Genomic DNA, 12,714 nt, shown 5'->3' on the forward strand with positions numbered 1-12,714 from the left:
TCCGCTCCGCTGCTTTCAATGGGGGTTCACGCCGCCAGGACGCGCCGGTCGAGGTCGCCTCTGCCGGTTACGACCCTGGCGCGTGCGCCTCCTCATCCTCGTCGGGCGACGTGTGGAGCCCGCATTCCGTTTTGTCCCGGTCGCCCCAGCGGCCCTCTCGCGAGTAGCCGTCGGCCTGGTCCACCGGCTCGGTGCACGGCACGCAGCCGAGGCTGGGGTAGCCCTGATCGTGCTTCGGATTGTAGGGCAGGTCGTGCTCAAAGAGGTACTTCCACACCTTCTTCTGCGTCCAGTTGGCCAGCGGGTTGATTTTGAACACCCCGTACTGCCCTTCCCACGACAGGATGTCGGTGTCGGCGCGGCGCTCGGATTGATCGCGCCGGACGCCGGTAATCCAGGCCCGGCGGTCGTCCAGGAAGTTCTGGAGCGGCTTCACTTTGCGGAGGAAACAGCAGCGATTCGGATTTCGGTTCCAGAGCTCCCCCCCTTCCTGCTCGGCCTGCTCGTCGAGCGAGAGCCCCCCGTGGACGCGCGTCACGTTCACATCGAGCCGCTCGTCCAGGTCATCGGACAGCTCATAGGTCTCCGGGAAGAGCAGGTCAGTGTCGAGGTAGAAGACCGTCGTGCCGGGCCGAAGGTCGGCCAGCATGTGCATGATGACGATCCCCGACGGGCCGAATCCCGTTCCCTGCGCGAGGTCATCGCCGAAAGTGTGCGCGGCCCAGTTGAGAATGGGCCTCGGGCCATGGGGTTCAAACTGCGCGTTCAGGGCCGCGAGCCGCGAGCTCGACCAGGCAGACGCACCGTCGTCGGAGGAAAAGGCCATCGCGGCAGGCAGGAGACCGTTGACACAGAGCAAGAACACCGGGAATGGCACCCAATTTGCGCCAGTACCGTTCAAAACAAGGGGCTGGCGTGATGGTCATCAACCCCCCAGGCACGCACAAGCAGTTCTATGAAATCCAGAGGGCCTCCATTGCACATTTCTTTGCTGGCCGGTAACAATGTGGCCGTGTGTTTTTCGAGGCCTCCCTCGTTGTTGTGACCCTCTGACTTGGCTCGGCTTTTTCCGGAAATGGTCCTTGACGCCATCTATGATTAGCTACGCCTCCACCACACGCGGCATCACGGTCACCGTGCGTCCCATTTATCTGGACGAGCCGTCCGATCTTCTGGAGCGTGAGTTTGCGTTCGGATATGCCATCCGGATCGAAAACGACAGCGCAAACGAGGTCCAACTGCTCCGGCGCCGGTGGATCATCGAGGAGAGCAATGGCAGCCGACAGGACCTGACCGGCGACGGCACGCTTCGTCCCCACCCAGTGATCGCCCCCGGGGACATGCACGTCCACGACGGATCGTGCAGGATCGAATCATTCAACGGAACTGTGCAGGGCAACTACCTCGTCCAGCGGGCCGACGGGGAGCAGTTTCGCGTGTCGGTGCCTCCCTTTCCCCTGCACGCCGCCGCGAATTAGGTTGAAGGGGGCACGTTGAAGGTGAAACAGTGGGGCTTTCGACCTTCAAACCTTGCCCCTTTCCGGCGCAGTCAACTGGCCACGACCTCAATCTCGATGTCGTACTCCTCGGTCGTAAGCGTGATCGTCTGGTTTTCGTTGGCGAGGCCGTAGTCCGTAATCGCGTCCGGGAAGACATCGTCCGGCGCACTCATGTTGAACAGCGCGTCGGCCACCACCTGCCAGTCCTCCGGCGTGAGGTGCACTGTGGCGTCACGCCCCTCGGCCACCATGGGGGCGTAGTCGAGCACCTTCCCAAGGTGGTTGACCGCCTGCTTGAGGTGCTTGTTCTCGGGGATGTCGGAGTCAATGTTGGCCATGTCGAAGCGGCATCATCCGAAAATACCGAGTGGACGCGGTCAACGAGGGGGCTTGGCGCCACGTTCCCGCGGGGGAGCGTGCACGCCCCGGTTCTCGTCGGGCCCGAAGCCGGCCCGTACGGCTCGTGTCGGCGATTGACTTTCGCCCCCTCTTGCAATCCACAACCTGCACCCTAGCCGCCGCGTATAGAACCGCACGGAAGTGTTCTTCGCTCACTCATGCTCCCCACCCGCGCCCCCGTGCCCCCATGCAGCGCTACCTCAACTACCTTCAGGACATTCTCGACCACGGCACGCGGCACGCGGACCGCACCGGCACGGGCACCATTCGCGTGTTCGGGCGCCAGCTGCGGGTGGACCTGTCCGAGGGCTTCCCGCTACTCACCACGAAGCGGGTCTGGATGCGGGGCGTGACGGAAGAGCTGCTCTGGTTCCTGCGGGGCGAGACCAACATCCAGTCCCTGGTGCGGGCCGGCGTGTCGATCTGGACGGACTGGCCCCTGCAGCGATACCGCGAAGAAACGGGCACCGACATCTCGCAGGAAGACTTCGAAGAGCGCATCGTCGGGGACGACGCCTTTGCCGAGCGGTGGGGCGACCTCGGGCCGGTGTACGGCAAGCAATGGCGCGACTTCGAAGGGCCGGGGCGCCGCGTGGATCAGATTGAGCGGCTCGTGGAAGGGCTCCGCGAGCAGCCGCACTCGCGTCGCCATCTCGTGAGCGCCTGGCACCCCGCCCAGATCAAGGACGCCGCGCTTCCGCCCTGCCACTACGCCTTCCAGTGTGTCGTGGACGGGACACCGGGCGACGGGCGGCTGTCGCTGATGTGGCAGCAGCGCTCGGTCGACAGCTTCCTCGGCCTGCCGTTCAACATCGCCAGCTACGCCCTGCTCACGCACATGCTGGCCCAGCAGGCCGACCTGGTGCCCCACGAACTGATCTTTTCAGGCGGGGACTGCCACATCTACCTCAACCACACGGACCAGGTGAAGGAGCAGCTCGGCCGCGAGCCGTACAGTCGCCCAACGCTTCACCTCCAGGAGCGCGACTCGATCTTCGACCATGCCGCGGAGGATGTCTCCCTCGAAAACTACGAGCACCACCCGGCACTAACGGCACCAATCGCCGTGTAGCAACCAAGCCGCCCTTAGAACCTGTTTCAATTTCTGTCTCGGGGCTCCGAGCGGCAGTGAGGGCCTGCAAATCGCCTCCGATCTCAGGCGGTAGCACCCTGAAAGCACTTCACTGCACGGCGGCACTAGCTTCGCGTCGCTTCGCTGGCGCTCAGGGCGCACCACGACAGCCCTCGACCATGCGCCGATGTTCGGCTCATCGATGCTCGCTCCCCCCATCCGATCCAAAATCAACACAGGTTCTTAGAATGCAATCTGCATTCGCGTGAGGACCAGGGTCTCAGCGTCGGGGGGAGACGCCCCCCCGGCGGCCTCGAACCAGGTGCGCTCCACCCCTAGCATGAAGCGCACCAGAGCGTTGGGGTACCAGCTGACGGTAAGCCCCCAGGCGGTGGCCTGGGACGCCGCGGTGGGGCTTGCGAACGTCGGGAACGCCTCGTCGTCGAGGGTTGCGCCGTGGAGGCGCGCGCCCAGCTCGATCGCCCCCGTTCCGCGCTCGGCCCCAAACGGGTCGCGCGGCGCCACCGTCCCCTCTCGGGCCTTCTCTCCTGTCACCACCACGGCGGCACTGGCCTGCCACGCACGGTGTGTGAGTGTTTCCGTCGCCGGCCCGTGCCGTACCGCCTCAGTCGTCAGTGTGTACTCCCCCAGCAGCTCCACCGGACCGGTGTAGAACCGGGCCTGGGGGGCCAGCCGCCACCGCCGCCCGTCGGCCCGCACCCCATCCCGGTATCCGAAAAACGACTGCCGGCCGGTCGTGCTCAGTCCCGTGAGCGCCGGCGTTGCCTCTGTGCCCGTCACCGTTCCCACCGTGCCGGCCACCCCAACGCCGAGTCCCTCGAGCCCCCCGCCTGTTCCCGCAAACGGCGTCGCAAAGAGCCGCCCGACCCCCTCCTTTGCGTCGTCGACGTCGGCCCCCGGCTCCGACGCGCCCGGAGTCCCGTTGAAAAGCCCAACCGCATACCGCAGCCGCTCCGTCCCCACGGTGCCGGACAGCGAGATGCCCACGTCCCGCCCCGGCACCAGGCCCGCCGGGAAGCCCCGTTCCACGTGCATGAGGCCGGTCGTGGACGACAGGGTCTCCAGCCCCACCGGCACCTTGAACCGCCCCATGCGCAGGGTCAGGGCCGGGGCGAACCGCGCCTCGACAAACGCATCGTCGATCTCGGGACCCCCGGTCCCAAAGTCGCTCCGGATGCTGAACGCAAACCGATCGTACACGCGCCCCTGAAACCGGGGCCGCACGCGCCGAAGGAGAAACCCCTCCGCCCCGGGCGGGGCCGTCTGCTCCAGGAAGAAGCGCGCGTCGGCGTAGAGATCGCCCCGCATGCGAAGCGCAAACGCGCCGTCCTCGGAGGCCACTCGAAAGCCCTCTTCGCCGACCTGCACCGCCCCACTTGCCCCTGGCTCAGCGACCGTCTGTGCTCTCCCTTCGTGTCCGAATCCGACGAGCCCCATCGCTGTGAGAAAGACGACGAGCAGACGGGATTGGGCGGCAGTCATGGAAAACGGCAAACCGAAAGGTCAGACAGCGACAGTGAGGTTACGAAACTGTTAACCGAACCTATCGGCCGCGTCCGAGAATGTTGCCCGTCCGCGTCTGTACACAGAACAAAAAATTTCAAGGACGACTCAGTGTTAAAATGGAAATGCCGTCTGCACGCGGTAGTAGAGGTGCACACCGTCACGCGTCCCGAGTTCGGCGGCGGGCTGTGCCACCCCCAGGGCATGCCCGACGCGCACGCCGAACAGGCGCAGGGCGTTTTTCACCTCTGCGCCCGTTCCGAGCTGCTGCACACCGCCCCGTAGGTCTGCGTTCCGCCATACCATTCCCCCGTCCACGAACGCCGAGAGCGTCGTGTGCCCGAGGGCGACGAGCCCGAGCACGTCCGTCCGCAAACTGGAGGCGAGAGGCATCCGGTACTCGGCGCGCCCAAAGGCCACCCGGTTGCCCAACACGTACCGTCGGTAGCCGCGCACCCGCTCGGCATTCCCCAACGAAAACGGCACGGTGCCCGGCAGGGGCAGGTCGACCGCGTCGTAGCGCGAGAGACCGACGTAGTCCTGAGGAAACGACGCCCCGGTCTGGGCCTGTAGCCGTCCATAGAGGGAGAGGCGATGCGCCCCGACGCTCGGGAGCACCGAGTACCCCGCCACGTCGCCGCGCAGAAACGAGGTGTCGCCGCCCAGCACCTCGGCCGCACCGGTGGCACGGAGCCGGAGGCCCCATCCGTCCAGCGGATGCACGAGCGCGTGCCGGTACGGGGGCCGCTTGCGACGCGTAAACTGAAGGCGCAGGCTCGCCTGCTGGCCGGCCTGGGGCGGTGAGAGAGGGCCGAGCGACGTGAAGTCGCCGCGGTCGAGCGGGTCAAGGTCGGCGTAGCGCAGCCGGGCCGACACGGACGTGGAGACGTATGGACGCACCCGCCAGTCGAGCGGCCACCGCGCCGTGAGGTCGCCCCCCGTCCGGTCCTCCACGAGCAGGTCGTTGCCGTAGATGCGGGCCGATGACGACGCGCTGAACACTGTGAGTCCGAGCGTGGGAGCCAGTTGCCGGTTCAGATACGACGCCACCCCCTCGCTTTTCGTCCCCGGTTCTGGGAAGGAGAGGCGTCCGACCGCGTTGAGCGTATGTTTCCCTAGGGGCTCGGTCCAGGACGTCCCCCCCGCAATGCCAAAGTCATTGGTCGACGAGTAGTAGGGCAGCCCCAGCGAGGCCCGATGCGTGAGGTTGGAGAGGGCATCGTACGCCGATCGAGCCTCGATGAGCGACGGGTCTGGATCCATCTGTCGCGGAATGGTGCGGGGCGGCTTGGTCGTGGTCCAGTCGGCATACGGCCCCGGCACCGAGGGCTCGGCGGCCCGGGCCGTGCGATTCGCGGGAATCCGAAAGGCGCCGTCGCGCGCCTTCGTGAGGGTCGTGGAGGTGACGAGGGCCTCATCCGCCGCAGACTCGGCGGCATTGGTTCGGAAGGACGAGTCGACCGGCACCCAGTCGTGAACGGTGGCGCCCCGGACGAGGCGGGTGGCGCGGCGGTGCGTGTCGGTCGGCAGGTCGTACACGAAGGCATTGGGGACGCCGTCGCGGAGCGAGGTGTACGCCAGCTGGGCACCGTCAGGGCTCCAGATCGGCCGCCGCTCATCGGAGGCCGGATCGGTGACGGCCGCGGACGCGCCGGTGTTCAGGTCGTAGACGACGAGCTCGCGCTCTCCCTCCGCAATCCGGGCGAAGGCCAGGGTGTCCCGAGACGGGTGCCACTGAAGGCCCGTGATCTGTGTGTCGTCCTCGTGGTTGGTAACTCGACGGGTGCGCCCCGTCGCCTCGGTTCGCACGTGTACGTCGGCCGTGCCGTCCGCCGTCGCGACGAACGCGAGGCGCTTGCCGTCCGGCCCATACGTAGGCGCCGACGTGCGGCGGCCGTAGGTGAGGCGCCGCTCGTTGTCTCCATCGGCACCAACCACGAACAGATCGTCCGCGAGCGACCCGTGGGCGGCCCGCGTCTGCCGGCTGAAGGCGATTCGCGTTCCGTCGGGATGCCACGCCACGGACGGCTCAATGGCCCCCTCCGCCACGTCTTTGATCCTGCCCGACGAGCGGTCGATCACGTGTAGCCGTTGCACCGGATGCTCCGAGGACAGGCGGGAGAGCACGGCGACACGCGACGTATCGGGGCTGTACGCGAGATCTTCTACGTACTGCCCGGGCACGTTCAGCGTGTCGGTCCGGAGCGAGTCGAGCGTTTCGAGCTGGCCGGCGAGCGTGTTGTAGTAGACGTTCACGTCGCGCCGCCATTGCTCGTAAAATGCCTCGTAGGACTGCCCGACGGTCGCCTGGAAGGCATCCTCGAAGTCATGCACCTTCGCGAGGCCGAACAGCGCGTCCCTCTTGTGGTGGAGCAGGTCCGTGAGCGTCGAGTCGCCGTGCTGCTGGGCGAAGTAGCGCACCTGACTGTGGCCAGAAGCGTACAGGAGCTGTCCGTTCCGGAGCGACCGGCCGTCGTCGTAGGCGAGGGCATCGTCGAGGACGGCGGCGCGGAGCCAGCGCTCACCCCGCTGGGCGTTCCAGGTCTCAGCCTGGTACTGCGCGAGCCCTTCGGTCCAGACCCGTGGGAACGAGCCGCCGAGGGCGAAGGCCCAGAGTCCCAGGTCCGTCCGGACGGCCTCGTAGTGAAAGAGGTGCGTCAGTTCGTGGGCCAGCACGAGGCGCAGCCACGGGGAGGGGCCGGTGAAGGCACGCGCCCAGTCGTTCGTGTTCACCCAGATGTCGGTGTATCCGGTCCCAAACGGCACCGCAAAGCCATTCACGAGGGCGTCCTGGTCACTCAAGTACACGCGGATCCGCTCGTCGAACGTCACGTCGAGGGTGGCCGACAGGGTGTCGTAGGTGGCCTCCGCAATCGGTGCGGCCTCGGCGGCAATGTCGTCGAGGCGCGCAGGGTGCATGATTTCAAAATGCTCCGTTGCCGCCACGCGCCAGTCAATCTCGGGGTGGTTGCGGCCGGTCACCGTGCTGAAGCTCTGGGCCTGCCCGGGGAGCGTCACGCCCCCGAGGAGCAAAAGACAGCAGAAGACAGTGCGGATCGTCATCGCGTGTCTGGGCGTGGGCGAGCGGGAGATTAGCAAGCGGGCCACAATGGGAGGGCGCATCGGCACCTGTCCTCGCAGGGGAAAGCCGCAAGGACGAGTCACGTCAGACGAGGCACACGAGGGGCCCATGAGGGACAAGCAGGAGCTCGGTCGGGATGATCCCGACTCTGAGTCGGGAGGCCGTCTTGCCCTCCCCCATTCCCTCATTCGCTTCTCAACGCAGCGGGCGGCCCCGCCCCTGCTCCCTGCACCTCGATACGGCCCCCAGGGACTCATAGGCGCAACTGCTCACGGAACGCCCGGGACCGACGGCGTGACAGCTCCACCTCGGTCCCGTCCCCCAGCGTGGCCTTCAGCTTGTCCTTCGCCCCCGGCGTCACGTCCTCAACCCACCGCAGGTTGAAGATGTGCTGGCGACTGGCCCGGAAGAAGCGGTCGGGGTCAAGTCGTTCCTCGAGGTAGTTGAGGGAACGGTGGATAAGCGGCTCCTCGCCGTCGAAGTAGAGCCGCGTGTAGTTGCCGGCCGTTTCAAACAGGCGCACGTCCGCCAGCTGCACGAACCAGCATTGCTCTCCATCCTTGACGAACACCTGATCATCGGCCGTGAGGGACGCTCGGGACGCCTCGCCACCCACCGCTTCCGGGACGGGTTCGGCGGCTCGTTCTCGTACCGTCCCGATCGCCTCCGCGAGCCGCTTCGGCTCCACCGGCTTCACGAGGTAGTCCAGCGCATTCACTTCAAAGGCGCGGATGGCATACTCGTCGTAGGCGGTCACAAACACGACGTGCGGAACCGCGTCAAGCCGTTCCAGGAGGTCGAACCCGCCCCCGCCCGGCATTTGCACATCGAGCAGGAGCAGGTCCGGATCGTCTTCGTGGATGGCGGCCTCTGCCTCCTCGGCGGTGGCGGCCGCCCCAACCACTGTGACCGCCCCACGGGGCTCTAGCAGGCGCCGCAGCTCCCGGCGCGCCAGGCGTTCGTCGTCGACGATGAGGGTGCGGAGCAATGAGCGAGGCGCCATGCCGGGTGCTACAGGACGATGTGGGAGTGCGCGGGCGTGCGGCCCATTGGGGCCGGCCTCCATTTTCCGGTCAGCCGCGAGCCACGAGCGTGACGTCTTCCTGCGCCGCGGGCGGGTCGGGGACGACCCGGATTGGGAGCATTGCGGTGGCGGAGACGGTCTCGGCCCCCGTGTTTTCCACAGTCAGCGACGCCTCCGCCCCAAAAAGCAGTTCCAACCGCTCGCGTGCGTTGTCCAGCCCAGTCCCGCCCTCCTCTGTATCGAGGGTGCCGGGGTTGGTCACGCAAATGCGGAGGGCTTCGTCCACCACCTCAGCGCGGACTGTAATGACGCCGCCCCCTCGACAGCACGCCACCCCGTGCTTGATCCCGTTCTCCACGAGCGTTTGCACCAGCATGAACGGGACCGGGTGGGAGCGCGCCTCGTCGTCCACCTCAATCTGGTGACGGAGCCGGTCTTCGAACCGGACCTTTTCGAGCTCCAGGTAGGTGCGCACGGTCGACAGCTCTTCCTCCAGCGACACCGTTTTCATGTCGTCGGCCTGGAGGGTGCCTCGCAGCAGGCGCGCCAGGCGCGTCACCATGCGCTGGGCCCGGTCGGGGTCCTCGGCGATGAGGGCCCGCACGCTGTTGAGGCTGTTGAAGAAGAAGTGAGGGTTCAGCTGCAGCTTCAGGGCCTTGAGCCGAGCCGTCTCGGCCTGGGCCTCCAGCTTCCACTTGTCCACCTCCGCCTTCCGGTAGCTCCAGAAGTAGTGGACGCCGAAGTAGATGAGCGACCACAGCATCAAAAGAATCCAGCCGTTCACGACCGAGGCCAGCAGCACCCCCATCTCCGAGTCGATCTCCTCGTAGAAGTCCAGCTCCAGGACGTAGCGCCCCATCGTATCCATGGTAAAGTGCAACACAACCGAGGCCACCAGGGTGGCGGCCACCACGCGCGGTGCCAGTTGCCCCAGCGACATCTGCGTCCATCCGTGCCGCTTGGCGAGGCGCCGATAGAGGTGGGTGTACAGCACCCCCGCCCCGATGAGGACGACGTACGACGCGGCCCGCCCCCAGGTGACCGTCTGGAAGAAGGAGGAGAGGGTGATGCGCATCCCCGCGTACGCCGTCCACCCGCCGATCTGACAAAGCCAGTAGGCGTATCTCCGAGCCATCGTCGGGAGAAGGTCATCAGTGTGAGCGTGGAGGAGCACAAACGGACCGGACGGCCCGTCAGGTTCGGAGCGCCGTCAATTCCACGGGACGAGGTCAGCATGCCAGCGTCTCGTGAAGGCTGGCCGCCGTCTTCGACGACTGGCCAACGGTTCGCCGAGTGAGCACTGCGATGCACGACCCATCCGCCCTCCTGCTTCCGGCCACAAGGGAACATGGTGCGCAGGACTGCCCGAGGCCTTTGCGCTCATCAGCCTCACGGCCCGTTTGCAACACGTAGCCTCCGCTCGTCAAAAGGGCCTTGCGTTGACCAGAGCCGGAACGTATGCTTGGAAAAAAGGTCGCCACTTCGCTCTGCACATCTTCAATGTCATTCGCGGAAGGCCCCCAGCCGCCCTCTCTGCACCGACCTCTCTCCGGATCGTCGCGGTCGACCCAACGCGCCCCGTCGCCGGCGATGTCTTCTCTTGAAGCAGCGCGCATCCCCCCACGCGCAGGCCAAGCGGGCCGAACGCCTCTATACAATAGATACCATCAAGCCATGTATATCGCCAACTCGGGGGCGGGAAACCGATCTCGGCCTGCCGTCCGGCATCGGCCCACGACCGGTGAGGCGACAGATCTGGAGGGCATTCATGCCATCGCGCGAGCTGCCTCGCTCCAGCACGGATCGGCCTCGCCGTCTACGCGGTAGTGCATCCGCAGCAAAACGGTCCTTCCCCCCACAGAATCGTTCACACAGACCTTCAGAGCGGTGGGGCCCCGACGTGCTCCGGGGAAGTTCACCCGGGGCCTTCGGGCCCTTTTTTTGTTCCTTGAGCGGCGGATTGTCTTCTGAATCCCACGCCCCCTCCCGTCGTACGAGCAGACGTTCGAGTGTTGTCTGTTCGTCCCCTCCACAGTGTGCCCGCCCTCACGTCTTGCTCCGCCGTCGAGCTGGCCCGCCGCATCCGCGCCCGTGACGTCTCTGCCGTCGAGGTCTTGGAGGCACACCTCGATCGCATCGAGCGCTGGAATCCGGCCGTCAATGCGGTGGTGACACTCGATGTGGAGCGGGCGCGGGCCCGGGCGAACGCCGCCGATGCGGCCCTGTCCCGCGATGAGGTGTGGGGGCCGCTGCATGGCGTCCCGTTCACCGTCAAGGATCAGTTCTCGACGGCGGGCCTGCGCACCACGTACGCCCTGCCCCACTACACCAGGTTCGTGCCCGACGCGGACGCCCCGCAGGTGGCCCGGCTGAAGGCCGCCGGGGGCATCCTGCTCGGCAAGACGAACCTGCCGTTTGCGGCCTACGACTGGCAGTGCCACAACCCGACGTTCGGGCGTGCGAACAACCCGTGGGCGCTGGACGCTACGCCGGGGGGCAGCTCCGGGGGCTCCGCGGCCGCCCTGGCGGCGGGCTTCACGCCGCTGGGGCTGGGGGCCGACGTGGGCGGCTCCCTCCGCGTGCCGGCCCATTTCTGTGGGGTCGCCAGCCTGCGGCCTACGGAAGACGGTCCCCTCCGCGGCATCCGGCCGCCCGCCCGGCCCGCGACGGTCCGCCACATCGCCGTGGCCGGCCCGATGGCCCGCACCGTCTCGGACCTGCAACTAGAATGGGCCGCCCTGTCGGGCTCGGCGGCCCCAATCGACGTGCCCGTGCCCGCCGCCGCCCCCTTGCGCATCGCCGTCACGCCCGAACTGGGCGGGGTGCCGGTCGACACCGACACGCAGCGCGTGCTCCGGGACGCCCTTGAGGCGTGGCGCACCGCGGGCTGCTCCGTGGCCCATCGCCCCGCCCCGTTCGACGTCGAGGACGCGTTCGACACCTGGGCCCGCATCCAGGGCTTCGAGATTACGGCCGGCCTCCCTGCTCCCCTCCGACACACGCCGGTCCGGCAGCTGGTGTGGCACGGCTACGTGCGGTCCCAATACGGCAGCCTCGCCGGGCGCATGGCGGAAGGGGCTGAGCTCAGCCCGCGGGAGTACTTCAATGTCCTCGACCGCAGAGCGACCCTCGCCAATACCGTCGACGCCTTCTTCGACGACTGGGACCTGTGGATCACACCCGTCGCCGCCACCCCCGCCTTCCCGCACCGCCGCACCGGGGCCGACCTCCAGATCGAGGGCGTCTCGGTGCCCTACGCCCTCCCCATCGCGCCCTACAACTGCCCGACGGCCGCCCCGGGCCACCCCATCCTCACGCTGCCGGCGGGCCGATCTTCGGACGGCCGCCCCATCGGCCTCCAGGTGCACGCCCGGCGCGGGGCCGATGCGGCCCTGCTCGCGGCGGGACGGCGCCTGGACGCGGCACTGAGCTACGATTCGTCCCCCGCCCCACTGGGGGCGTGATTGCTGCTGCCGGTGTGGGCAGCCCCGACGCCGCCCGTTTTGAATTGCCGCCCCACCACGGCACTGTGTGGCGAGTTGTCACCTGCACTCCTGAGACGATGTACGGACAGCTCTGGGAAGTCTCACTGACACCCTTCCACTCACAAATCACAGCGTTATGATCCGCACAGACATCGGGCACAAGAACGCTCAGGAGAAGTTCGACCAACCGTAGGACATGCTGCGACAGCAGCGTAAGCAGCTTGAAGGGATCGACCTCTCGGACGAGGAGGTCGAGCGGGCCCTGGAGCCGATGATTTCGTTTCGCAACCAGCTCCGAGAGGAGATTGAGACCTGCAAGCAGATGCGACGTGGGGGCCTATCGCGCCTTCAAGACCTGCGCGGGATTGGGCGGTGGCTCATCGGGGCGCGTATCGCGAAGGGCTGGTCCCTGAGCCGGCTTGCCGACGAGCTCGATGTATCCCTCCAGCAGGTGTCCCGAGAGGAGCAGAACGAGCATGGAGGTATCACGACGTGTGGCACACAGCGCATTCTAGACGCGCTTGGCGTTCACTTTCGATTAAAGCGGCGACGGTTGGTGAAGACGAGAGTGATCGAGAGGCGATCCACGCAAGGTCGAGGACCTCTGCAACCTATACCAGATACCGAGG

General features: G+C 66.9%; 10 protein-coding genes. 3 read left to right on the forward strand and 7 right to left on the reverse strand.

From position 1 onward, the window contains the following. Nucleotides 1-67: 67 nt before the first annotated feature. Complete coding sequence (locus B7R93_RS04635; RefSeq protein ID WP_103019653.1) at nucleotides 68-826, reverse strand: phosphoadenylyl-sulfate reductase; 759 nt, start codon at nucleotides 824-826, stop codon at nucleotides 68-70. Between the two features lie 268 nt (nucleotides 827-1,094). Between B7R93_RS04635 and apaG the strand changes: the two genes are divergently transcribed. Further along, nucleotides 1,095-1,478 (forward strand): Co2+/Mg2+ efflux protein ApaG, encoded by a 384-nt coding sequence (gene apaG / locus B7R93_RS04640; RefSeq protein ID WP_103019654.1) that lies wholly within the window; start codon nucleotides 1,095-1,097, stop codon nucleotides 1,476-1,478. 71 nt (nucleotides 1,479-1,549) lie between these two features. Here apaG and B7R93_RS04645 read toward each other — a convergent pair whose 3' ends face one another. Next, the gene (locus tag B7R93_RS04645) at nucleotides 1,550-1,837 is read right to left on the reverse strand and encodes a hypothetical protein (protein WP_103019655.1); all 288 of its coding nucleotides are present in this window, start codon (nucleotides 1,835-1,837) and stop codon (nucleotides 1,550-1,552) included. Between the two features lie 248 nt (nucleotides 1,838-2,085). Between B7R93_RS04645 and B7R93_RS04650 the strand changes: the two genes are divergently transcribed. Next, nucleotides 2,086-2,970, forward strand: a complete 885-nt coding sequence (locus B7R93_RS04650; protein ID WP_103019656.1) for a thymidylate synthase — start codon at nucleotides 2,086-2,088, stop codon at nucleotides 2,968-2,970. Between the two features lie 243 nt (nucleotides 2,971-3,213). On the opposite strand, the gene B7R93_RS04655 is transcribed toward B7R93_RS04650, so the two are convergent. From B7R93_RS04655 to B7R93_RS04670, 4 genes are all read right to left on the reverse strand, one after another. Beyond that, the gene (locus B7R93_RS04655; protein WP_103019657.1) at nucleotides 3,214-4,473 is read right to left on the reverse strand and encodes an OprO/OprP family phosphate-selective porin; all 1,260 of its coding nucleotides are present in this window, start codon (nucleotides 4,471-4,473) and stop codon (nucleotides 3,214-3,216) included. Nucleotides 4,474-4,608: 135 nt separating this feature from the next. Continuing rightward, nucleotides 4,609-7,557, reverse strand: coding sequence for a BamA/TamA family outer membrane protein (locus tag B7R93_RS04660; protein WP_103019658.1), 2,949 nt, complete (start codon nucleotides 7,555-7,557; stop codon nucleotides 4,609-4,611). Nucleotides 7,558-7,829: 272 nt separating this feature from the next. Beyond that, nucleotides 7,830-8,579 (reverse strand): LytR/AlgR family response regulator transcription factor, encoded by a 750-nt coding sequence (locus tag B7R93_RS04665; protein WP_103019659.1) that lies wholly within the window; start codon nucleotides 8,577-8,579, stop codon nucleotides 7,830-7,832. A 70-nt stretch (nucleotides 8,580-8,649) separates the two neighbouring features. After that, nucleotides 8,650-9,735 carry a sensor histidine kinase gene (locus tag B7R93_RS04670; RefSeq protein WP_103019660.1) on the reverse strand — a complete coding sequence of 362 codons (1,086 nt, stop codon included), beginning with the start codon at nucleotides 9,733-9,735 and terminating at the stop codon, nucleotides 8,650-8,652. Between the two features lie 901 nt (nucleotides 9,736-10,636). On the opposite strand from B7R93_RS04670, the gene B7R93_RS04675 reads away from it, so the two are divergent. Then, entirely contained in the window at nucleotides 10,637-12,064 is a 1,428-nt protein-coding gene (locus tag B7R93_RS04675; protein WP_232798015.1) for an amidase, read from the forward strand. Nucleotides 12,065-12,422: 358 nt separating this feature from the next. Here B7R93_RS04675 and B7R93_RS15190 read toward each other — a convergent pair whose 3' ends face one another. Next, nucleotides 12,423-12,563, reverse strand: coding sequence for a hypothetical protein (locus tag B7R93_RS15190; protein WP_157942196.1), 141 nt, complete (start codon nucleotides 12,561-12,563; stop codon nucleotides 12,423-12,425). Nucleotides 12,564-12,714 lie beyond the last annotated feature (151 nt).

The organism is Salinibacter altiplanensis, from assembly GCF_002894645.1.
Classification (GTDB): domain Bacteria; phylum Bacteroidota; class Rhodothermia; order Rhodothermales; family Salinibacteraceae; genus Salinibacter; species Salinibacter altiplanensis.